This window comes from Sphingomonas anseongensis, from assembly GCF_023516495.1.
In the GTDB taxonomy this organism is placed as follows: Bacteria; Pseudomonadota; Alphaproteobacteria; order Sphingomonadales; family Sphingomonadaceae; genus Sphingomicrobium; species Sphingomicrobium anseongensis.
In genome coordinates this window covers 2,096,398-2,118,561 of record NZ_JAMGBC010000001.1, presented here as the reverse complement: position 1 = coordinate 2,118,561, position 22,164 = coordinate 2,096,398, and the positions used below count along the sequence as shown (strand labels likewise).

The window sequence follows — 22,164 nt, the reverse complement described above, 5'->3', positions numbered from 1 at the left end:
GCGTCTCCGCCGGCGCCGCCTGCATGCCCAGAGGCATTAGCAGCACCGCGATAAACGTAAGCAGGCGCAAGGCGGCCGAACGCATTCTCCGACCATAGGAGGTCATGTGGACCTGCTCAATTGCGGCGATCACCTCCCCGGTCCTTCGAGATCGCCGAGGATCGGGCAATCCGGGCGGTCGTCGCCGTGGCAACTCTTCGCGAGGTGCTCGAGCGAGCGGCGCATTTCGTGAAGCTCCCGCTCCTTTCGTTTCAGTTGGGCGGCCCGCGCGAGTGCCAGCGCCTTGACGTCGGAACTCGCCCGACTTCGGTCGTTCCACAAGGCAAGCAGCTTCTTGATCTCGTCAATCGGGAAGCCGAGGTCGCGAGCCCGGGCGACGAAGCGCAACGTGTGGAGGTCACGCTCGTCATAATCGCGGTATCCGGAATCGCGGCGCGGAGCCGGGTCGAGGAGCCCGATCTTCTCATAATGGCGGATCATCCGTTCGCTGATGCCCGAGGCGGCCGCTGCTTCGCCGATCTTCACAGCTTCACTCCCCGGAGCCGAAGCGAGTTGCCGATCACGGTCACTGAGCTCAGCGACATCGCCGCGCCGGCGATGATCGGCGACAGCAGGATTCCGAACCACGGATAGAGAACGCCGGCGGCGATGGGCACTCCGGCCGCGTTGAAGATGAAGGCGAAGAACAGGTTCTGGCGGATGTTGCGCATAGTCGCCCGGCTCAGGTGACGCGCCCGAACGATCCCGCGGAGGTCGCCTTTGACCAGGGTGACTGCAGCGCTTTCCATCGCCACGTCGGTCCCGGTGCCCATCGCGATCCCGACGTCAGCGGCAGCAAGCGCGGGCGCGTCGTTGATCCCGTCGCCGGCCATGGCGACCCTTCGCCCTTCCTTCCTCAGCTGTGCGACCTTCGCCTGCTTCTGGTCGGGCAGGACCTCGGCCATCACTTCGTCGATTCCGACCTGGCGGGCGACGGCCTCGGCGGTTCGGCGGTTGTCGCCGGTCAGCATGACGATCCTGATTTGGCCGCGATGAAGCTCGGCAATCGCTTCGGCTGCCGTTTCCTTGATCGGATCGGCCACGACAAGCAGGCCGGCTGGCTCGCCGTCGATCGCGACGAACATCACGCCTTCGGCCCGCGCCCTGTGTTGGTCGGCCTGACTCTCTAGGCTGGACGGGTCCGCTCCGGCATCGAGCAGAAGGGCCGCATTGCCGAGAGCGAGCTGACGACCGTCGACGGTTCCGGTGACGCCCTTGCCTGTGTGGGATTGAAAATTGCTGGCGGAAGGAATCGCTATCTTCCGGTCTTCGGCGCCCTCCACGACCGCCGCCGCCAACGGATGCTCGCTGCCCTTTTCGAGGGCAGCGGCGAGCCGCAGGACTTCGTCTTCGGAAAACCCGCCCGCAGTCTTCACGGCGACAAGCTTCGGCTTGCCCATGGTGATGGTGCCCGTCTTGTCGACGACCAGCGTGTCGATCTTTTCCATCAGTTCGAGAGCTTCGGCATTCTTGATCAGGACGCCCGCGCTCGCGCCCCGGCCGGTTCCGACCATGATCGCAATCGGCGTGGCAAGTCCAAGTGCGCAGGGACAGGCTATGATCAGGACCGCGATTGCGTTGACGATCGCGTGGCTCAGCGGCGGAGCGGGGCCGAACAGGCTCCAGGCGATGAAGGCAATCAACGACACCAGCACCACGCTCGGCACGAACCAGGCGGAGACTTTGTCGGCGAGTTTCTGAATCGGAGCACGCGACCTTTGCGCGGCGGCAACCATCCGGACGATCTGCGAAAGCATCGTGTCGCGTCCGACCCGCTCCGCCCGCATCAGCAGGGTGCCAGTGCCGTTGATGGTCGCACCCGTAACCTTGTCGCCTTCGCTTTTTTGGACCGGGACCGGCTCACCCGTGATCATCGATTCGTCGACCGGGCTTCGGCCTTTGGTCACCACGCCGTCGACCGGGATCTTCTCGCCCGGCCGGATCCGCAGGATGTCGCCGACGTGCACGTCCGCGATCGATACGTCTTCCTCTCGCCCCTCGCTTACGCGCCGCGCGGTCTTGGGAGCCAGGCCAAGCAATGCGCGGATCGCTTTCCCGGTCGCAGCCCGAGCGCGAAGCTCAAGCACCTGGCCGAGAAGGACCAGCGTCGTGATGACTGCTGCCGCCTCGAAGTAGACGGGGACATAACCGCCCATGGTCCGCAGCGCCGGAGGAAAGAGGTCAGGGGCGAGCGCGGCAACGAGGCTGTAGCCATAGGCCGCGCCGACGCCCAAACCGATCAGGGTGAACATGTTGAGGTTGCGCGTCTTGAGGCTCGCCCACATGCGCTCGAAGAACGGCCAGCCGCCCCACAGCACGACCGGTGTCGATAGCAGTAGCTGGAGCCAGACCGACGTGCGCATCGGCATTAGCTCGATGCCCAGCAATTCCCCGCTCATGACGACCACAAGGATCGGCAAGGTCAGAGCCGCACTGATCCAGAACCGCCTGCTCATGTCGATCAGCTCGGGATTGGCCTCTTCTTCGACGGTGGGCTCGAGCGGCTCGAGCGCCATGCCGCAAATCGGGCAGGCACCCGGCACGTCGCGGCGGATCTCCGGGTGCATGGGACAGGTCCAGATCACGCCTTCCCGCGCGTCTTCGGGAGCCGCCGACTCCGGCGGATTGAGATAGCGGTCAGGGTCCGCCTTGAACTTGTCCAGGCAACCAGCGCTGCAGAAATAATAGCTTGTGCCGCCCAGCTCGTGGCGGAACTTCGCGTCACGGGTATCGACATTCATGCCGCAAACGGGATCGCGGACCACCGTCCCGTGCTCGATGGCCCCGTCTCCGCCATGCGAGGAGGAAGCGCCATGATCGTGGTGGTGAGCGTGATTTCGACTCGTCATGTGAGTCCCTGTGCACCTTGACATCGTGTCAAGGTCAAGTGCGCGTCAGTCGTCGCGCTCGCTCAGGTAGCGCATCAGCTCGGCGAGCGTGGATTCCATCTGGTCCTGCATCTGACCGACGAGCTCGTTCTCGCGCATCCCGACATGGTCGAGCGGCTTGGAATAGCTGTCGGAAAAGGCCTTGAGGTCGTCGCGGTCGAACACGCCCTTGGCGACAAGCTTGGCGAGGATCACCAGGAGGCCGTTGGTGTTGGCGATGGTCCCGGCAACCAGCGCCTCGTCGACCATCGAGAGACGGTCGTCGGTCTCGGCGTCGTCGGTTTCGCTATCGATGTTCATCCGCGCCAATGTGGCGCGATTGGCGCGAAGGGCAAGATCACTCGCCGCAATATCGGCGAAGCGCGGCCCATGCGCGGGCCTTTTCCTCGAACGGACGGGTGTTCGCCGGGCTCGATGACGGAAGGTCGATCAGCGTCAGTGCCGTGGCACCCTGGAGCACCCTTCGACCTGCGGCGGCAGCTGTCGCACCGTTGAACGCGATGGCTTCGAGCTGCGGAAAGCCGCCGAAGTAATCTGCCAGTGGATTGTGGCCGGCGCCGCGGATCGCCTGGTCGAGGCTTCCTGGGCGGGTGGCGTGGGCTACGACGTCCCACAACCCGATCCGATGCGCCTTCAACCGCTCGAGACGAGCGGGATAATCGAGCGAAGCCAGGTCCTCGCCGATCACCTGCCCGACCAGCCGCCAGAAGCCGTTGCGCGGATGGGCGTAGTATCGGGCGGCGGCGAGCGACGCGTCTCCAGGCAGGCTGCCGAGGATGAACAGGCGGGCGTCGGAGCGCGCGACCGGCGGCAACCCATGCTTGATCGTCACGTCCACGGATTTGCCTTTGCAGCCTCCACGACTAAGTGCTGAGCCCCGTGGACCCTCACGACCTTCGACTCGCCCTCTTTTCAGGCAATTACAATTACGTCCGCGACGGTGCCAACCAGGCGCTGAACCGGCTGGCGGGCTATCTGATCCGCCAAGGCGTGAACGTCCGGGTCTATGCGCCGACGGTCGAAAAGCCGGCATTCGAGCCCACCGGCGACCTGGTGTCGCTGCCTTCCGCGCCGATCCCGCGGAGACCCGAGTATCGGATTCCACTCGGAGTTCCGGCTCGGGTCCGCCGCGACCTTGCGCAATTCAATCCGAATGTCCTGCAGATCTCCAGCCCCGACATCGCCGCTCATAGGGCAGTGACATGGGCCCGGAGGCGCGGAATCCCCGTCGTCGGGTCGGTGCACACGCGGTTCGAGACTTACCTCAGCTACTACAACCTCCAGCTGTTCGAACCGATGATGCGTGCGGCGCTGAGGCGGCTCTATCGGCGCTGCGACGCCTTGCTCGTGCCCGCCAGGTCCACGGCGGCCGTGCTCCTGGCGCAGAGGATGAACAGCAACATCCATATCTGGAGCCGCGGAGTCGACCGGGAGCAATTCAACCCCGAGCGCCGCGACATGGAGTGGCGGCGAAGCTTGGGGATTGCCGACAATGAGCTGGCAATCGCATTCCTCGGCCGGCTGGTGCTGGAAAAGGGGCTCGATGTCTTCGCGGCGGCGATCAACGCGCTTCGCGAGCTGGGAGTGCCGCATCGCCCGCTGGTGATCGGCGAGGGTCCGGCGCGCGCCTGGTTCGAGCAGCAGATGCCGACCGGAGTCTTCGTGGGTCACCAGGAGGGCGCCGACCTCGCCCGAGCGCTCGCCAGCGCCGACGTGTTCCTCAACCCGTCGCTGACTGAGACATTCGGCAACGTCACTCTCGAAGCGATGGCCTGCGCCCTTCCCGTGGTCGCCGCGTCAGCGACCGGGGCCACCAGCCTTGTCCGCGACGGCGTGACCGGGACCCTGGTCGAGCCCGGCGACATCGACGCGTTCGCCCGAGCTCTGGAAGCCTACGCGCTGGACCCCGATCTGAGGCGCCGCCACGGCGAGGCAGGGCTCGATTATGCCCGCACCCAGGACTGGGACGCGATCAATGCGTCGGTCCTGCACGTCTACGAAAGCGTTATCGAGCGCCGCCGCCGCGCTTAATTATTTGGCGCGTTCGATCCGCTGCGCGGCCTCGTCGAGGATGTCGATGACCTCGCGCAGAAGCTCCTCGTTCCACCCGCCGTGGGCGACTCGGTTGCGAAGCGCGGTCATCAGGTTGCCGACCGCCCGGCCGATCTCCGGCCGGTGGCGGCTGCGGCGTCCCTCGCCGTGCCCCTCCAGCTTGTCGATCAGCTCGGCGACCTCGTCCTCATTCTCCTCGAGATGCGCCCGGCCCTCGTCGGTCGCCTCGAACACCTTCTTGCTGTCCTTGGACTTCTGCTCGCGGACGAAACCCATGTCCTCGAGCATCGTCAGCGTCGGATAGACGACGCCGGGGCTCGGCGCATACTCGCCCTCGGTCAGGTCCTCGATAGCCTTGATCAGCTGGTAGCCGTGGCGAGGCTCGTCGGCGATCAGCTTGAGCAGCACAAGCCGGAGCTCGCCGCCCTCGAACATCCGCTTCCTGTCGCGGCCGCGATGACCGCCGCCCCAGCCGCCCGGTCCGGGACCGTCGCCGAAATCAAAATGGAAGCCGCCGGGGCCGAAGCTGAAGCCGCGCCGGCCGGCCCAGCGGGAATCGCAATTGGAATGAATTCGCATATGCCCTCTCCTCGATAGCTCTTAGATATATCTTAGATGCATCGACCGCAAGAGCCATGGGCAATTTGCCGGCGTCCTTCTATTCTGAGCGGATGGCCGACCTGTTTGGCGATTCCGCCCCCGCTGCTCCGCGTCAGGAAGCTTCGGCCAATGCGCCTTTGGCCGACCGGCTTCGGCCGCGGTCGCTCGACGACATCGTCGGACAGGAGCATCTCACCGGCCCCGACGGCGCGATCGGCCGCATGGTCGCGGCCGGCAAGCTGAGCTCGATGATCCTATGGGGACCGCCGGGCACCGGGAAGACCAGCATCGCCCGCCTGCTCGCCGATGCGGTCGGCCTTCGCTTCGTCGCGATATCAGCCGTCTTTTCAGGGGTCGCCGACCTCAAGAAGATCTTCGCCGAGGCGCGCCAGATGGCCAAGGCCGGCCAGCAGACCTTGCTGTTCGTCGACGAGGTCCACCGCTTCAACCGCTCGCAGCAGGACGGCTTCCTGCCCTTCGTCGAAGACGGAACGGTGACGCTAGTCGGAGCGACCACGGAGAACCCGAGCTTCGAGCTCAACGCCGCGCTCCTCTCGCGCTGCCAGGTGCTGATCCTCCACCGCCTCGACGAAAAGGCGCTGGGGACGTTGATCGAGCGAGCCGAGCATGAGTTCGGCAAGCCCCTGCCGCTCACTCGCGAAGCCCGCGAAGCGTTGATCGCGTCCGCCGACGGCGACGGCCGCTTCCTCCTCAACCAGGTGGAAACCGTGTTCGACGTCGAGCCTGAGGCCCCGCTCGATCCGGCCGGAATGGCCGCGCTCCTTCACCGCCGCGTGCCGGTCTACGACAAGGACCGCGAAGGCCATTACAACCTCATCTCGGCGCTTCACAAAAGCCTTCGCGGATCGGATCCACAGGCCTCGCTTTACTATCTCGCGCGGATGCTCGTGGCCGGCGAGGAGCCGCTCTACGTCCTTCGCCGGCTGACGCGCGCCGCGGTCGAGGACATCGGCATGGCGGACCCGAACGCGTTGCTTCAGTGCCTGGCGGCGAAGGAAATGTACGATTTCCTCGGCTCCCCCGAAGGCGAGATCGGAATCGTCCAAGCGTGCCTCTATCTGGCGACCGCGCCCAAATCGAATGCGACCTACATGGCGCAGAAGGCAGCGTGGCGGACCGCGAAGGATAGCGGCTCGCTGATGCCGCCGGCGAACATCCTCAATGCACCCACCAAGCTGATGAAGGATATCGGCTACGGCAAGGGCTATGCCTACGATCACGATGCCGAGGAAGGATTCTCGGGCGCGAATTACTGGCCGGACGAACTGGAGCCCCAGGAATTTTACCGCCCGACGGACCGAGGCTTCGAGGCGCGCGTTCGTGAGCGGCTGGAATATTGGGCCGAACGGCGCAAAGAGCTAAATTCGAAGTCATCCTGAAACAGGGGAGCTGAAGCGCATGTACGATATGGCCAGGGCGAACGGTTATTGGCAGGGCCAGCTTGTCTATTGGGGCCCCAAGGTCCTGATCGCGCTTCTGATCCTTGTCGCCACATGGGTGGTTGCACGGGCGGTCAAATGGGCGCTGCAGAAGGCGATCGACCGAATCCCCGCGCTTCAGAAGCATGTCACCGGCGGGCCGAAGGAAACCGTCGGCCACCAGCTCGGCACCATCGCCAAGCTGATCATCTGGCTGGTCGGAATCATGGCTGCGCTGAATTATCTGGGCGTCGGACAGATCCTCGAGCCGATAAACGCGCTCGTCACCCAGATCTTCACCTTCCTGCCCAAGCTGATCGGCGCCGGCCTGATCTTCTTCGTCGGCCTGATCGTCGCCCGCATCGTCCGCCAGCTGACGGAGACAGTGCTGATCGCGGCCAACGTCGACGGGTTGTTGGCGCGGATCGGAATCGGAGACACCAGCGGCACCGTTCGCGCCGACCCCGAAGCCGTCCCTCCGGGCGCTGCTCCAGGAGCCACGCGCGCCACCCTCGCCCGAGCCGCCGGCATCCTTCTCTACGCGCTCATTATCATCCCAGCGGCCATCGCGGCCCTCAACGTCCTGGATATCGAGGCGATCTCGGTCCCGGCGACCAACATGCTCAACGAGGTGCTGACGGCGATCCCGCACATCCTCACTGCAGCACTGTGGCTCGGAATCGCCTTCATCCTCGCGCGGTTCATCAAGACGATCATCGAAGGGATCCTTCCGCCGACAGGCTTCGACAATGCGATCCGGTCGACCGGCATCCTGCCGGCGGCGAGCAGTCCGTCCCGGATCGTCGCCAACATCGCCTTCATCGCGGTGATGCTCGGCGCGGCGATCGAGGCTGCTCAGCAACTCGGCGGCGGAACTGTCGCGATCTTCCTCGCCCAGATCACCGAGCTTGGCGGCAAGGTGATCTTCGGCACCTTGATCATCGTGTCGGGAATCTTCCTGGCGCGGATCATCGCCGGACTGGTCGGAAGCTCCACCGGCGAAGGCAGCTACGCCGAGGAGATCGTCAAATATGCGATCATCGCTCTGTTCACCGCGATCGGCCTTACCTTCATGGGCCTCGCCGACCAGATCGTCATCCTCGCCTTCGGGTTGATCCTCGGCTCGGCGGCGGTCGCCGTGGCGCTGGCCTTCGGCCTCGGCGGACGCGATGCGGCCGCTCGGATGCTGGAGCGCTACGTGGACGAGAATTCGCCTCCCCGCACGCGCGCACCGCGCCCGCCCCGGATCGAACGCAGCAGCGCCGCCGATGAAGAGGACGAGCGCCAGCCGCCGCTGGTGTGAAGCCGCACTTCCAAGCCTATGTCGCGATCGACTGGTCGGGCGCGAAGGGCAAAAGGCACAAGGGCATCGCCATAGCCGAGGCGCGCGGAGATGCGCCGCCGAGGCTGGTCCGCCCCGGGCAGGTCTGGTCGCGCGAGGAGGTGCTTAAGTGGCTGCTTCGGCGGGCCGAAAAGGAGCCGACCCTCTTCGGTTTCGACTTCAGCTTTGCCGCGCCGTTCCTCGAGCGAGGCGACTATCTGCCCGGCGAGGCTGGAGTCCCGAAAACGGCCCGCGGCCTTTGGGCCTATGTGGACGAGAAGAGCGACGACGAGGATCTCGGTGCGGCAAGCTTCCTCGAGCACGTGCACCGGCCGCACTTCTATTTCGGCATCGCCGACGGGGTGAAGGCGGACTTCATGCGCTTTCGCCTGTGCGACCAGCAGCTCAACCGGCAGGGCGGCCGAAAGACCGCCAGCGCCTTCGATGCGATCGGCGCGGCACAGGTGGCGAAGGCGAGCTTTTCGGGGATGCGGCTTCTCCATCGGATCGACGGCAAGGTCGCGATCTGGCCGATGGACCCCCTCCCCGAGCGCGGCAGCGCGGTGGTCGAGATCTATACGCGGATCTACCTCCGCCGCGCCGGAATGCCGGGGACCAAGCTTCGAACGCGAGAGGCACTCAACGAAGCGCTCTTGGGCTTGGGAAGCAAACCGGCGCGGCTCCGCTTCGAGCCGAACGACCACCAGACCGACGCTCTGGTGACGGCTGCGGGAATGCGCGAGCTTGCCAGCAGCGAGCCTCGCGCCTTCGCGCCGCACGGCCTCACCGCCGACATTGCGCGAACCGAAGGCTGGACCTTCGGCATCCTTTGACCCAAATGCGCGAGTGTTAGTGCGCTTTGGGCCGGATTAGCTCAGTTGGTAGAGCAGCGGTTTTGTAAACCGAAGGTCGCGGGTTCGAATCCTGCATCCGGCACCGCCCGCAGCCAGTGCGGGGCACTGGCGAGGACGGTGCCCCGTCGCCCTCAAACCTCCACCTCCACCCACATCGGCGCATGGTCGCTGGTCTTCTCCCAGCCGCGCGGGGTGCGGTCCACGCCTGCAGCCTTTAGCTTGGGCGCCAATGCCGGACTCACCAGCGCATGGTCGATGCGGATCCCCGCGTCGCGCTCGAACGAGCGGCGCCAGTAGTGCCAAAAGGTGTACATCGGCTCGCCGGGATGGAGTTCGCGAAGGGCGTCGGTCCATCCCTGCGCGACGAGCTTCGCATATTTCTCCCGCGCCTCGGGTGAGAACAGTGCGTCCTTTGCCCAACGCTCCGGCTTGTAGACGTCGAAGTCGGTCGGGATGACGTTATAGTCGCCCATCAGGATCGCGGGCACGTCATTGTCGATCAGCTCCTTCGCATGGTCGAACAGGCGGTCGAGCCAGGCGAGCTTGTAGTCGAACTTCGGGCCCGGCCACGGATTCCCGTTGGGCGCATACATGTTGCCGATCAGGATCCCGCAGACCGCCGCCTCGATGTAGCGACTCTGGTCCATGTCGGGATCGCCGGGAAGGCAACGGCGGGTCTCATGGAGCTCGCCGACACGGCTGAGCAGCGCGACCCCGTTCCAGCTCTTCTGCCCGTGCCAGATTGCCGAATAGCCGGCGGCCTCGAGCTCGTCCGACGGAAATTTATCGTCGATCGTCTTCAGCTCCTGGAGGCCCACCACGTCCGGCTGGAATTCTTCCAGCCAGCGCAACAGGATTCCGAGCCGGCTGCCGATTCCGTTGATGTTGTAGGTCGCGATCCGAAGCGTTTTCTTGCTGGCCATCAGGGGTAGGAACCCGCGGGCGGGCAAACCGTTCTCTCATCGTGCGCCAGATCCCGGGCGCGTCCCCGTGAGGCGGGTCTCGGACGAAAGTCCATGATCGCCACGGCGATGCGGATCGTGCGGATCAGGAAGCACGGGAGCCCCGTCGACCGTCCGGTCGCCGGGGCTCTTTCCATATTAGAGCATCGCCGCCGTCGCACCGGCGAGCTGAAGGCGCCGCGAGCGGTCGGACAGCGGATATTTGTTTCCGTTCGCACAGTTGAACAGCACCACCCGCTCTTCGCCGCTGACCAGCCCACCGTCGAGTGCCTTTCGCCAGGCGGCGAGCACCGCCCCGCCCTCCGGACAAAGCAGCATTCCGTCGTCGCGCGCCGAATCCTCGACTGCCTGAAGGATCGCTTCCTCCTCGACCGCGATTGCAGCTCCGCCGCTTTCGCGCACGGCTCTCAGGATCAGGAAATCGCCGACCGCGCTCGGAACGCGGATTCCCGTCGCGACGGTGGCGGCCCCCTCCCAGCGCTCGGCAAACTCGTCGCCCCGCCCGAAGGCGCGGACCATCGGCGCGCAGCCGGCCGCCTGAACGGCATACATTCGCGGCCGCTCCGGCCCGATCAGGCCGACCGCCTCCATCTCATCGAAGGCCTTCCACATGCCGATGAGGCCGGTGCCGCCGCCGGTCGGGTAGAATATGGCGTCGGGCACCTTCCAGCCCAGCTGCTCGACCAGCTCCAGCCCCATCACCTTCTTCCCTTCCAGGCGGTAGGGCTCCTTCAGGGTCGAGCAGTCGAACCAGCGGCCTTCGGCGGCGCCCTCCCGCACCAGCCGCCCGCATTCGTCGATCTGCCCGTCGGCAACCCACACTTCCGCGCCATAGGCTGCGGTCTCGCGAACGTTGATCTCCGGAGTTTCGGCGGGGCAGATCACCAATGTCTTCATCCCCGCGCGCGCGCCGTAGGCGGCGAGCGCCGCTCCCGCGTTGCCGTTGGTCGGCATCGCGATCCGCTCGACGCCGAAATGCTTCGCCATCGTCACCGCCATCGCCAGACCGCGCGCCTTGAACGATCCGGTCGGAAGCCGCCCCTCGTCCTTGACCAGCACATCGGCGGCTCCTGCTCGCGACGCGGTTTTGGACAGCGGGATAAGTGGAGTTTGCGGCTCTCCGAGCGAAACCGGCTCGACGCCGGCCGGCATCGGCAGAAGCTCGCGCCACTTCCACATTCCGGTTAGCCGCCCGGCCAGCTCCTCGCGACTCAACTTCGCGGCAGCGGCTTCAAGGTCGTAGCGGACGAGAAGCGGCTTTCCTGCGTTGCTGAGGCCCTGCAGTTGGTCGGCTGGGTAGCGCTCGCCGGTCAGCGAGCATTCGAGGTGGGTGACGAACATGCGCAGGGCCTTAGCGCTAAGCCCGGCTTGCAGCCAATCGCTCGCTCGCCCATTTCCGCCGCCGAGCAAAGGTGGACATTTCCGTTCGGCTGGGTGAACGAGCGAGCAATGGCGTTGGACCTATACCAAAGACTGGGGCTGAAGAGGGGCGCGAGCGAGGCCGAGATCAAGAAGGCGTACCGAAGCCTCGCCAAGCAGCTCCATCCCGACCGCAACAAGGACAACCCTGACGCCGCTAGGCGCTTCGGGGAGATCACGCAGGCCTACGACTTGCTGTCCGACAAGGACAAGCGGGCGCGCTACGACCGCGGCGAGATCGACGAGGAAGGCAATCCCAAGATGCCGTTCGGTGGCGGCTACGGCGGACGTCCGGGCGGCGCCGCTGGCGCACCTCCTCCCGGATTCGAGGGGTTCGAGACCAATTTTGCCGACACCGCGGACCTCAGCGACCTGTTCGAAGGGCTGTTCGGAGCGGCGAGCGCGGGGCGCTCTGGACGCTTCGGCGGCTTTCGCCAACGCGCCCAGCAACCACTCAAGGGCGCCGACATCGCCTACCGGCTGAAGGTCGCATTCGTCGATGCCGCAACGCTTGCGCCGCAGCGGATCAAGCTGGCCGACGGCAAGACGATCGACCTCAAGCTTCCCAAGGGTGTGGAGGATGGGACCAAGATCCGGATCCCCGGCAAGGGCGAGCCCGGGACGGGCGGCGCGGGCGACGCCATCGTCACCATAGCGATCGCCCCTCACGCCTTCTTCACACGCGAGGGCAATGACATCCGCCTCCGGCTACCGGTGACGCTTAAGGAAGCGGTGCTGGGGGCGAAGGTGAAGGTTCCGACACCCGAGGGGCCGGTGATGATGACCATCCCCAAGGGCAGCTCGTCGGGGCGGGTGCTGCGGATCAAGGGTCGGGGCTTCACCGGCAAGTCCGGTGCTCGAGGCGACGAACTCGTCACGCTGGAAGTCGATCTTCCCGCAGGCGACAGCGAGCTCGAATCCTTCGCCGAGAAATGGAACGGCGGCGGCAACCCCCGCTCCAGCCTCGGAGTCTAGATGCGGGACGTTTCTCCACTTTCTCCGGAACAGCGGCGCAAGCGGCTGGCCAGCGCGAGCGCCGCATTCGGACCGGACGTCGCCCGGCGACTGAAACCGCGCCACTACGCGTGGGAAGTCATCAAGCGTGTCGCCGTCGGAGTTTACAACGACGGCTTCATCCACGCCGGTAACCTTGCCTATCTATCCATCCTGGCGCTTTTCCCGTTCATCATCCTCGCCGCGGCGATCGCCCATTTGCTGGGCCAGGGTCAGGACGCGCAGCTGACCGTCGCCAATGTTCTCGCTCGCCTGCCCCAAAATGTCGCTGCAACGCTTCGCGAGCCGATCGATGAAGTGCTCAGCGTTCGCACCGGGGCCCTACTCTGGTTCGGCGCCATCGTCGGCCTGTGGACGGCGACCAGTTTCATCGAGACCATTCGCGACATCCTTCGCCGCTGCTACGGCGTCAGATATTGCGCGCCCTTCTGGGAATATCGGTTCGGGTCGATGCTCCTGATCCTCGGCGCCGTCCTGCTGCTGATGATCGCATTCGCAGCAAGTGTGACGCTCAGTTCGGCGCACCATCTGATTGTCGAGTGGTTTCCGTTCGCCCAGGGAGTTGCATCGACGCTCGGCCTTTACCGGCTCGTTCCAGCCGCGACCCTGTTCATCACTTTCTACGCTTTGTTCTTTGCCCTGACTCCTGCGCGCTACCGCAAGCACGGCTGCAGGAAGTGGCCCGGAGCGCTGCTGATCACGGTCTGGTGGTTGGCGACCGTTGAACTGCTCCCATTCGCGCTCGGGCTCTTCGGCGGCTACAGCCTGACCTACGGAAGTCTGGCCGGAGTCATGATCGCCCTGCTCTTCTTCTTCGTCGTAGGCCTGGGGGTGGTGATCGGGGCCGAGTTGAATGCGGCGCTGGCGGATTATGCGCCGACTGCACTAAAGGGCGAAATCTACAGCGGGCCGTTCAAGGACGAGCTCGAGATCGAGGAACCGCAGCCGGGCGAAGACGTCGCGGTCGAGCTTGAGAGGGAGCCACAGCTTTGAGCGGACTCATGCAGGGTAAGCGCGGCTTGATCATGGGCCTTGCGAACGACCGTTCGCTGGCCTGGGGGATTGCCAAGGCGCTCGGCGACGCGGGCGCGGAGCTCGCCTTTTCCTACCAGGGCGAAGCGCTCGAGAAGCGGGTCCGTCCGCTCGCCGAGCAGCTCGGGTCCAACATGCTTCTCGATTGCGACGTCAGTAGCATGGACGCGCTCGACGAGAGCTTCGCGCAGCTCGCCAAGAAGTGGGAGACGCTCGACTTCGTCGTCCACGCGATCGGCTTTTCGGACAAGAACGAGCTTCGCGGGAAGTTCGTCGATACGACGATGGACAACTTCCTGCTGACGATGAACATCTCCGTCTACAGCTTCATCGCGGTCGCGCAGCGGGCGCGGCCTATGATGAAGCCTGGCGGCTCGCTCCTCACGCTCACTTACTACGGCGCAGAAAAGGTCATCCCCCATTACAACGTCATGGGAGTCGCCAAGGCGGGGCTGGAGGCGAGCGTCAAATATCTGGCGATGGACCTTGGCCCCGAAGGCATCCGGGTGAACGGTATTTCCGCCGGTCCGATCAAGACTCTCGCTGCGAGCGGGATCGGCGACTTCCGCTACATCATGAAGTGGAACGAATATAATTCGCCGCTCCGCCGCAACGTGACGATCGAGGACGTCGGCGGCGCCGGTCTCTACCTTCTGTCCGATCTCGCCTCCGGAGTGACCGGCGAAATCCACCATGTCGATGCCGGCTACAATGTCGTGGGAATGAAGGCCGAGGACGCGCCGGATATTTCAACCGTCTAGGCGGCCGCCCGCTTCCACCAGCGGCGCTTCACCGGCCCGGACTTGAGCACCGTGCGCCGGAACAGCCCGGCCGACACCCACACCACGATCCCGATCCACACCGCCTGCCAGACGATTGCGAGAAGGTGCGGCCACAGCTCCGGCCTCTCAGCCGCTCGAGCCACCATCACCAGCGGCGAGGACAGCGGGAATAGCGCTCCGGCAATGGCAACCGGCGAGTCGGGCGAACCGATCGCGAAGGAGGCGAAACCGAAGATCAGCACCTGCGCCACCGTCACCGGCATGGACAGGGTCTGGACCTCGCGCACGGTCGACGCCTGCGCTCCGATGCTTAGGAACACCGAGCCGAGAAGCAGGTAGTTCATCGCGAAATAGACGATGGTGAGCACCAGGAAAGCGGCCGAGCCGACAGCGGGAGTCGGGATCGTCTGGCCGCCGCCTTGCATCAGCATCGACATGGCTGCGACTCCCACGGACACCCAGACGACGATGCCGACGATCGACGCCGCGAGCATCGCGAACAGCTTGCCGACGAAGATGGCCTCGATCGGAACCGCCGCGGCGAGCACTTCTATCACCTTGTTCGATTTTTCCTCGATCAGCTGCGAAAGCGTCATGCCGGCGAGGATGATGGTCAGGAAGAACAGGATCATCTGGCCGATCTGGGCGGTGATCGACCGCGACCGGTCGATCGATCCGGTCGAGCGCTCGGTCGACGTGACGGTGAGCTGAGCTTCGCCTTCCGAAGCTTTCGCCGCGGTGAGAAGAAGCGCGACCTGGCCGGCTATGCTGCCATCGGAATCTACCCCTCCGCTCAGGTGTGGCCTGTCCGGCACTCCGGTGAGAACGGCGACCACCGAGTGGTCCTTGGACGCAAGCAGCTCCTTCGTTTGCCGGTCCACGTCGGCCTGGGGCGTGACTCCGATGAGCTCGAGCGTCGGCCGCCCACCCAACGCTTGGGCCAGCTGCGGACGTGCCGACATCAGCCGTTCGAACTCCGCCTGCGAAGCGACGACTGCGATCCGCGACTGCTCGGCGTGGCTTGCGACACGGGCGCCGATGCCGCCGAACATCGCCCCGAGCAGGACCGGGAACAGCGGCCCGATGAGGAAGAAGATGAAGGCCTTCGACACCACCGTGGCGGTAAAATCACGGCGGCCGACGACCCAGGCGGAACGGAAAAGGCGGGTCATTCCGGAGCCTCTTCGTTCATTGCCGCGGCCGCCTTGGGCCCGGCGATGGCGACGAAGGCGTCATGCAAGCCCGGCCGCTCGATCGCCAAAGTCTCGATCCCTGCCTCGCCGTCGATCAGCGCCTTGAGCAAGGGCTCTGGGCCGCTGGCGGGAAGCTCGAACACCCATTCGCGTCCTTCGCGCCGGGAGCCGGCCGGGATAGCACGCCGCCATGGCCCGTCCTCGTTGCGCGTGCGGAGCCGAACGATGGGGCGAAGAGTTTCCCTCGCTTCGTCCACCGCCCCTTCGAACGCGACTTTGCCCTTGGCGATGATAGCGATCCGCTCGCACAGCCGCTCGGCGTGGGCGATGACATGCGTCGAGAAGATTACCGTGACGCCGCCACGTGCCTCGCGCCGGATCAATTCCTCCAGTCGGGCCTGGTTGATCGCATCCAGGCCGGCGAACGGCTCGTCCAGGACGAGCAGCCGTGGCTTGTGGATGATCGTGCCAAGCAGCTGGACCGTCTGCGCCATCCCTTTGGACAATGTGCGGATCGGCTTCTTCGCCCATTTGCCGAGACCATGCTCTTCCATCAGCGCGTCGGCGCGCCGCCGGCCCTCGCCGAGCGGCACTCCACGCAATGCACCCATGAAGGCGATGGCCTCGCGACAGTGCATGGCCGGGTAGAGACCGCGCTCTTCCGGAAGGTAGCCGATCTCGCGTGCCGCCTCGAGCGGCCGGTCGCGACCCAGAACCTTGCGGGTACCGCTTGAAGGGTCGATGATCCCGAGGAGCATCCTTAAAGTAGTGGTCTTGCCCGCGCCGTTGGGGCCGAGAAGCCCGTAGATCGAGCCGGTCGGGACGGCGAGGCTGACTCCGTCGACCGCCCGGGTATCGCCGAAATCCTTGACCAGGTTGCGCGCCTCGACCGCGGTCGCGGAATCCTGTCGATCGTTCCCAACCTGACGAAGCACCGGAATTCCCTAGAGAAACGAGCCGACCAGAGTATTGCGGGCAAGTGGATAGAGGCGAAGGCATCAAGGAAGCAATACGGACCGAGGCGGAGCAGCTCGGCTTCGTCGCGTGCGGCTTCGCAAGCGCGTCCGGCCACGACGAGCATGGCGCGAACCTGATGCGCTGGATCGAGGACGGCCGCCACGGAAGCATGGAGTGGTTCGAGGCGCGGGCTCACCATCGCGTTGCGCCCACCGCGCTTTGGCCGGAGGCAAAATCCGCCATCGCGCTGGCGATGAGCTATGCGCCTGAAAGCGATCCGCTGGCGCTTGCGGGCGATGGCTCCGTGGGCAGAATCTCGGTCTACGCGCAGGGCCGCGATTATCACGACACCGTGAAGAAGGCGCTCAAGGCGCTCGCCCGCTGGCTGGTCGAGCGCGAAGGCGGCAAGCTCAAGGTTTTCGTCGACACTGCGCCGGTTATGGAAAAGCCGCTTTCCGCAGCGTCCGGAATCGGCTGGCAAGGCAAGCACACCAATCTGGTGTCGAGGCAGCACGGGAGCTGGCTGTTCCTGGGGATCATCCTCACGAGCCTGGACATCGAACCGGATTCCCCGGCGGCCGATACGTGCGGAACCTGTACCCGCTGCCTCGACGTCTGCCCGACCGGCGCGTTCGACGGCGCCCGCCGGATCGATGCCCGCAAGTGCATTTCCTACCTGACGATCGAGCATAAGGGTCCGATCCCGGAGGAATTTCGGCGCCCAATCGGCAACCGTATCTATGGGTGCGACGATTGCCTGGCGGTCTGCCCGTGGAACCGCTTTGCCGATTCAGCGGCGGCGAACCGCGCCTTCGTGGCGCGCGAAGAACTCAAGGCGCCGAGGCTGGAAGCCCTGCTCGCCCTCGACGACGCCGCCTTCCGCGCGAAATTCTCCGGCTCGCCGATCAAGCGGATCGGCGTGAAGCGGATGATCCGCAACTGCCTGATCGCCGCGGGCAACAGCCGCGACCCCTCGCTGATTCCTTCGATCGAGCCGCATGTGGCGGACCCGGACCCCGTCATTTCCGAAGCTGCGCGGTGGGCTCTGTCGGAGCTCAGCGAAGCTGAAGCGACGTAGCGCACGTCCCCTGATCGATCGGTGCCAGCGCGCGGGTGCGCGTGTCGACATGGGCGACACGATAGGCCGCGCCGCCGCCTGGATAGAGGTAGGCGTCGAGCACGCATTGCGGATTGCGGAACTGGAGCTTGAGGCTGTCGCCCTCGCGAACCTGGAGCGCGGGCGTACCGAACTTTCGGACCAGATCGTCGGCCGTCATCCCGATCAGCGCGCCATGCTCTTCCGACGGCCGCTCGGCCGGAGTGGCGGGCGTGGGCACCGCGACCGGGCGCGTGGCGCAGCCTGCGAGGAATACCAGTGTCGAAACGGCGAAAAATCTGCGCATGCCCACTGCATGCCGAGACGCCGCGCACTGCGCAAGTTGCTAGCCGCCACCTTGCCCGCTACCGCGCCGAAATGACCGAAAAGACCCTGGATGTGCTGGCGATCGGCAATGCGATCGTCGACGTGATTGCCGACGCCGATGACGGCTTCCTTCAAGCGAACGGGCTCGACAAGGGCGGGATGCGCCTGATCGACGCCGATGAGGCGGAGCGGCTCTATGGGGCAATGGGGCCCGGGCGCGAGCTTAGCGGCGGATCGGCTGCCAACACCGTCGCCGGGCTGGCGGCCTTGGGGCTTAGGACGGCTTTCATCGGCCAGCTTGGCGACGACGAGCTCGGGCAGATCTTCAGCCACGACATTCGGGCGCTCGGGGTCGATTTCGCCACTCCACCGAAGAGCGACGCGGGCCCCACTGCGCGCTGCCTGATCCTTGTCACTCCGGACGCTCAGCGGACGATGAGCACCTTCCTCGGAGCCGCCCAGCGGCTCGACAGGTCGGCGGTGACGGAAGAGCGGATCTCGAGCGCCAAGATCCTCTATCTCGAAGGCTATCTGTGGGACCCGGCGGAGCCGCGTGCCGCGATGGAAGCGGCCATCGCTATCGCCCGATCAGCGGGAACGAGCGTCGCCTTCACCTTATCGGACGGGTTCGTCGTCGAGCGCCACCGTGACGACTTCCTCCGGCTGATCAACAGCGGAAGCATCGACATATTGTTCGCCAACGAGGGCGAGTTCCTTCATCTTGCGCAGGCGACCGACCTCAACTCGGCTCTCTCTGCATTCGCCGGCAAGGTGCCGACGCTTGTCGTCACCCGAAGCGAGCACGGCGCTCTGGCTCTTCGCGACGGCAAGCGCGTCGACGTCCCCGCGGAGCCGATCGAGCGGCTGGTCGACACGACCGGAGCCGGTGACCTGTTCGCGGCGGGCTTCCTTGCCGGGCAGGCGCTCGGACGGTCGCTGGAGGATTCGCTGCGGCTGGGCGCGATCGCGGCAAGCGAGGTAATCCAGCATTATGGCGCCCGGCCGGAGCTCGACCTTGTGGCGCTGGCCGGCCCGCTCGTCTCCTAAAAGAAAAAGGCCCCGGCGTTTCCGCCGAGGCCCCTTGTAGTTCGACCGATCCGCGGCGTTACTTGCCGCGCTCCGGAGCCGCCGGCGGCGGTGGCGGAGGTGCCGGGCAAGCGGCGGTCGCAAGGATCGTCGTTCCGTCGGCGCACACCTGCGTGGCCGGCGCTTCGGCCGGCGGCGGCGGTGGCGGAGCAACGTAGGCAGCCGCCGGTGCTCGCCTGGGCGAGAAGGCTGCCCGGAAGGTGATACCGAACGTCCTCGGCTCGCCGAGGAAGCTTCCGTAGAGCGCCGTCGACCGGTTGGGCGTCGGCGAACAGAAGCCCGCTTCCGCACCGCGCTGGGTGCAGGTGCCCTGGATCGGGGCGTCGAACGCAACCTGCTCGAACTTCTCGTCGAACAGGTTCTGCGCCCAAAGCTCGACCGACCAGCTGTTGCCCGGACCGCGGATGCCAACGCGACCGTTGACGACGGTAAACGAACCCTGGGTCTTTTCGATGTCCAGGTCGGAACCGGTGTTGAGCCCGCTCATGTGGCGAGCGTCAGCGTAAACGAGCGCGCTGAGGCCGGTGCCGGGGATCGGCGGAGTCCAGGCCGCGGCGCCGGTCAGAGTCCACAGGTTGGAGTTGGAGACTCTCCGTCCGGGGAGCTGGAAGAGAGCGTTGGTCAACGGCTGGCCGTTCGCACCGACCAGATTGTGCCGGTATTTGGTATCGGCGTAGGTAACGCCCGCATTCAAGTCGAGGTAGCGCATCGGCCGGGTGAACGCCTCGAGTTCGAAGCCCTGGCTTCGAACGCCGGCCTTTGTGCCGCCAGTGCAGGCTCCGGTTGCCGGACTATTATCCGTGTCGGCGCCGTTCAGGTCGTTCTTGCACGCGTTGATGTTCTCGACGACGAAGTTCAGCCCGTTGAATGTGTTGAGCTGGAAGTTCGAGAAGAGCTGGTGGAACACGGCGACATTCACGTCGAAGCCGCGACCGTTGTATTTGGCTCCGAGCTCCAGCGCGTCGTTTGTTTCGGGCTTGAATTGAAGGTCCGCGCCGGAGGCGATGACGCCACCGCAGCCCGGCTGCCCGGCCGCGACGCACACCGCGCCGTTGCCGTTCGCACGGGTCAGCGCCGAGCGATCGAGGTTGAACCCGCCCGCCTTGTAGCCGCGCGAATAGCTCGCGTAGGTCAGAATTTCAGGTGTCGGCTTCCAGCTTAGGACCGCCGTTCCCGAGAGCTTGTTCTCGCTCCTGCTGTCGGAAATCGCGAAGCCAGCGGGACCGACGGTCGGATTGACGCACGGAAGCGTCTGCAGCGACGGAACGAAGTTGGAGTAGAAGCCGCACAACAAATTGGTGTCGCTCAAATTGCCGTTCAGCCGCTTCCTCTCGTGGGTGAAGCGGGCGCCGACGGTGAGGTCGACCGTCGAGGTGACCGAGAAGATATTGTGCGTGAACAGCGCCCAGTTGGTGCTCTTCTGGTTCCACACGTCGCTAAGCGCGTTGCCGTTTAGCGACGCCGGGCCAAGCGCCCCGAATGCGATATTCGTGAATCCGCTATCGGTGAACGGCGCACCCGCGAAGTTGGTCGGAACGAATGCGTCGTTGGGCAGCCGGGCAAAGGCGCTAAGTGCGCCGATCTGCGCCGCGATTGCCTGCTGCGCCGCCGGATTCCCTGCATTGGCCAGGAAGAGTGCCTCGAGCCCGGCACGAGTGCCGGCCGCAACCGCCGTGTTGAAGCAGGTCGGCGATACCCCCGGCGCAACGATGCTGTCCGGGACAAGCGGCGACGCGGCGAAGTTCGCGGCCACCAGGCAATTGGCATAGCGCGCGTAGTCGTTGCCGTAGGCCAGGTTGTCCTTAACCTTCAGCTTCTCGTCGGCGAAATATCCGCCGACCAGCCAGTCCAGCCGGTTGTCGAACGCCTTGCCGTTGAGCCGGAGCTCCTGGGTGAAGGTATTGAACCGGTTGAACGAGTTGCCGTCGCTGGCACGGAACAGGATGTCGAGGTTGTTGAAGTCGGCGTCCTGGCCGCGCGTGTATTTGTTGAATCGATAGGCGGTGATCGATGTCAGCGCAGCCCCGCCGAAATCGTAATCGAACTCGTTCGACAGGCCCCAATCGTCAACGTCGCTGTCGTAATCGCGCCCTGGCGTGATCGACACCCGGCGGCGGAACGGATTGTCCTCGATGATCGCGCCAAGTCCGCGCTCGATCGCCGCAATGGTGGACGGCTGCTCGCCTATACCTGCGACGAAGTCGTGGGCCGGCAGGTAGGGCGCCGCACAACATTCCTCGCGACGGTGGGTGTAGTCGGCGATGATCCGGTCGGTGATGTTGTCGTTCGGCTGGAACAGCACCTGTCCGCGAAGGAGCCAGCGGTTGCGGTCGTTGACGTCGCGGCCGGAGATGACGTCCTTCACGAAGCCGTCACGCTTGAGCCACACGCCGTCAATTCGGGCCGCGACCGTGTCCGAAAGCGGACCCGTCACGCTCGCTTCCGCACGTCGGTCATCATAATTGCCGACGGTGATCGCGCCGCTGATCTCCGGATCGAAGCGCGGCTGTGCGGTGATGATCGAGATCAGGCCCGCCGACGTATTGCGGCCGAACAGCGTGCCCTGCGGTCCGCGCAGAACCTCGACCCGCTCCAACGGCCCGAGCTCGGTGAGCGCCATTCCGGCGCGAGCGCGATAAACGCCATCGACGAAGATACCGACCGAGCCTTCGAGGCCCGGGTTGTCGCCGACGGTGCCGACGCCGCGGATTCGGGCGACTGCCGCGCCGCCTTCCGACGAAGTGGACGAGACAAGGAGCGAGGGCGACAGCTGGTTGAGCTGGCGGATGTCGCTCGCTCCGGAATTGCGGAGGTTTTCGGCCGTGACCGCGCTGACGGCGATCGGAACGTCGGAGAGCGCCTGGTTGCGGCGCGTGGCAGTGACGACGATGTCGCTGCTGTCCACCGGCTGCTGGCCGACGTCGGTCGTCTTCACCGCGCCCTGTTCCGCGGTGTTGGGCGGGTTGACCTGCGCGTCGCCGGACGGGCCGCTAGGATTGGTCGGCTGACCAGGGTCTGACTGCTGTGCGTAAAGCGGTGCCGGAACTGCGATGAGCGCTGCCGAAAGCAGCCATACTGATTTGCGCATTGGTGCCCTCCCCAG

Annotated in this window: 20 protein-coding genes and 1 tRNA gene; 10 read left to right on the top strand and 11 right to left on the bottom strand. The window is 65.4% G+C overall.

Annotated features, from left to right (window positions below; genetic code table 11):
- Positions 1–129: 129 nt before the first annotated feature.
- The 4 genes from cueR to LZ519_RS10930 are packed head-to-tail and all read right to left on the bottom strand — an operon-like array spanning position 130 to position 3,765.
- Positions 130–525, bottom strand: coding sequence for a Cu(I)-responsive transcriptional regulator (cueR, locus tag LZ519_RS10945; RefSeq protein ID WP_249868702.1), 396 nt, complete (start codon positions 523–525; stop codon positions 130–132).
- Complete coding sequence (locus LZ519_RS10940; RefSeq protein ID WP_348539396.1) at positions 522–2,888, bottom strand: heavy metal translocating P-type ATPase; 2,367 nt, start codon at positions 2,886–2,888, stop codon at positions 522–524. The genes cueR and LZ519_RS10940 overlap by 4 nt, the downstream gene beginning before the upstream one ends.
- Before the next feature lie 45 nt (positions 2,889–2,933).
- Entirely contained in the window at positions 2,934–3,227 is a 294-nt protein-coding gene (locus tag LZ519_RS10935) for a hypothetical protein (RefSeq protein WP_249868701.1), read from the bottom strand.
- Positions 3,228–3,264: 37 nt separating this feature from the next.
- Entirely contained in the window at positions 3,265–3,765 is a 501-nt protein-coding gene (locus LZ519_RS10930; protein ID WP_249868700.1) for a DNA-deoxyinosine glycosylase, read from the bottom strand.
- A 41-nt stretch (positions 3,766–3,806) separates the two neighbouring features.
- On the opposite strand from LZ519_RS10930, the gene LZ519_RS10925 reads away from it, so the two are divergent.
- Positions 3,807–4,958, top strand: coding sequence for a glycosyltransferase family 4 protein (locus tag LZ519_RS10925; RefSeq protein WP_249868699.1), 1,152 nt, complete (start codon positions 3,807–3,809; stop codon positions 4,956–4,958).
- Here LZ519_RS10925 and LZ519_RS10920 read toward each other — a convergent pair whose 3' ends face one another.
- Positions 4,959–5,558 carry a PadR family transcriptional regulator gene (locus LZ519_RS10920; protein ID WP_249868698.1) on the bottom strand — a complete coding sequence of 200 codons (600 nt, stop codon included), beginning with the start codon at positions 5,556–5,558 and terminating at the stop codon, positions 4,959–4,961.
- 92 nt (positions 5,559–5,650) lie between these two features.
- Between LZ519_RS10920 and LZ519_RS10915 the strand changes: the two genes are divergently transcribed.
- The 4 genes from LZ519_RS10915 to LZ519_RS10900 all read left to right on the top strand — a co-directional run bounded on the left by LZ519_RS10915 (position 5,651) and on the right by LZ519_RS10900 (position 9,275).
- Positions 5,651–6,979, top strand: coding sequence for a replication-associated recombination protein A (locus tag LZ519_RS10915; RefSeq protein WP_249868925.1), 1,329 nt, complete (start codon positions 5,651–5,653; stop codon positions 6,977–6,979).
- A 19-nt stretch (positions 6,980–6,998) separates the two neighbouring features.
- Positions 6,999–8,321 carry a mechanosensitive ion channel gene (locus LZ519_RS10910; protein WP_249868697.1) on the top strand — a complete coding sequence of 441 codons (1,323 nt, stop codon included), beginning with the start codon at positions 6,999–7,001 and terminating at the stop codon, positions 8,319–8,321.
- Complete coding sequence (locus LZ519_RS10905) at positions 8,318–9,172, top strand: hypothetical protein (protein WP_249868696.1); 855 nt, start codon at positions 8,318–8,320, stop codon at positions 9,170–9,172. Before LZ519_RS10910 ends, LZ519_RS10905 begins: the two co-directional genes overlap by 4 nt.
- Before the next feature lie 30 nt (positions 9,173–9,202).
- Positions 9,203–9,275, top strand: a tRNA-Thr gene (locus LZ519_RS10900).
- Positions 9,276–9,324: 49 nt separating this feature from the next.
- On the opposite strand, the gene xth is transcribed toward LZ519_RS10900, so the two are convergent.
- Together xth and LZ519_RS10890 are read right to left on the bottom strand one after the other, a co-directional pair.
- Positions 9,325–10,116: an exodeoxyribonuclease III gene (xth, locus tag LZ519_RS10895; RefSeq protein ID WP_249868695.1), complete on the bottom strand. Its 792-nt coding sequence runs from the start codon at positions 10,114–10,116 to the stop codon at positions 9,325–9,327.
- A 177-nt stretch (positions 10,117–10,293) separates the two neighbouring features.
- Positions 10,294–11,496: a threonine synthase gene (locus tag LZ519_RS10890; protein ID WP_249868694.1), complete on the bottom strand. Its 1,203-nt coding sequence runs from the start codon at positions 11,494–11,496 to the stop codon at positions 10,294–10,296.
- A 108-nt stretch (positions 11,497–11,604) separates the two neighbouring features.
- Here LZ519_RS10890 and LZ519_RS10885 point away from each other — a divergent pair, with 108 nt between their 5' ends.
- From LZ519_RS10885 to fabI, 3 genes are read left to right on the top strand one after another with little or no spacing between them, the layout of a single operon-like run.
- Positions 11,605–12,549: a DnaJ C-terminal domain-containing protein gene (locus tag LZ519_RS10885; protein ID WP_249868693.1), complete on the top strand. Its 945-nt coding sequence runs from the start codon at positions 11,605–11,607 to the stop codon at positions 12,547–12,549.
- Positions 12,550–13,581: a YihY/virulence factor BrkB family protein gene (locus LZ519_RS10880; RefSeq protein WP_249868692.1), complete on the top strand. Its 1,032-nt coding sequence runs from the start codon at positions 12,550–12,552 to the stop codon at positions 13,579–13,581.
- Positions 13,578–14,381, top strand: a complete 804-nt coding sequence (fabI, locus tag LZ519_RS10875) for an enoyl-ACP reductase FabI (RefSeq protein WP_283937318.1) — start codon at positions 13,578–13,580, stop codon at positions 14,379–14,381. The genes LZ519_RS10880 and fabI overlap by 4 nt, the downstream gene beginning before the upstream one ends.
- Here fabI and LZ519_RS10870 read toward each other — a convergent pair.
- Both LZ519_RS10870 and LZ519_RS10865 read right to left on the bottom strand, forming a co-directional pair.
- Positions 14,378–15,574, bottom strand: a complete 1,197-nt coding sequence (locus LZ519_RS10870) for an ABC transporter permease (protein WP_249868690.1) — start codon at positions 15,572–15,574, stop codon at positions 14,378–14,380. The two genes, fabI and LZ519_RS10870, sit on opposite strands and share 4 nt — an antisense overlap.
- Complete coding sequence (locus LZ519_RS10865) at positions 15,571–16,530, bottom strand: ABC transporter ATP-binding protein (RefSeq protein WP_249868689.1); 960 nt, start codon at positions 16,528–16,530, stop codon at positions 15,571–15,573. Before LZ519_RS10865 ends, LZ519_RS10870 begins: the two co-directional genes overlap by 4 nt.
- A gap of 44 nt (positions 16,531–16,574) precedes the next feature.
- Between LZ519_RS10865 and queG the strand changes: the two genes are divergently transcribed.
- A complete protein-coding gene (gene queG / locus LZ519_RS10860; protein ID WP_249868688.1) occupies positions 16,575–17,630 on the top strand; it encodes a tRNA epoxyqueuosine(34) reductase QueG in 1,056 nt (351 codons plus the stop codon).
- Here queG and LZ519_RS10855 read toward each other — a convergent pair.
- A complete protein-coding gene (locus LZ519_RS10855; protein ID WP_249868687.1) occupies positions 17,608–17,955 on the bottom strand; it encodes a hypothetical protein in 348 nt (115 codons plus the stop codon). The two genes, queG and LZ519_RS10855, sit on opposite strands and share 23 nt — an antisense overlap.
- 71 nt (positions 17,956–18,026) lie before the next feature.
- Between LZ519_RS10855 and LZ519_RS10850 the strand changes: the two genes are divergently transcribed.
- Positions 18,027–19,022 (top strand): adenosine kinase, encoded by a 996-nt coding sequence (locus LZ519_RS10850; protein ID WP_249868686.1) that lies wholly within the window; start codon positions 18,027–18,029, stop codon positions 19,020–19,022.
- A 58-nt stretch (positions 19,023–19,080) separates the two neighbouring features.
- Here LZ519_RS10850 and LZ519_RS10845 read toward each other — a convergent pair whose 3' ends face one another.
- The gene (locus LZ519_RS10845) at positions 19,081–22,149 is read right to left on the bottom strand and encodes a TonB-dependent receptor (protein ID WP_249868685.1); all 3,069 of its coding nucleotides are present in this window, start codon (positions 22,147–22,149) and stop codon (positions 19,081–19,083) included.
- Positions 22,150–22,164 lie beyond the last annotated feature (15 nt).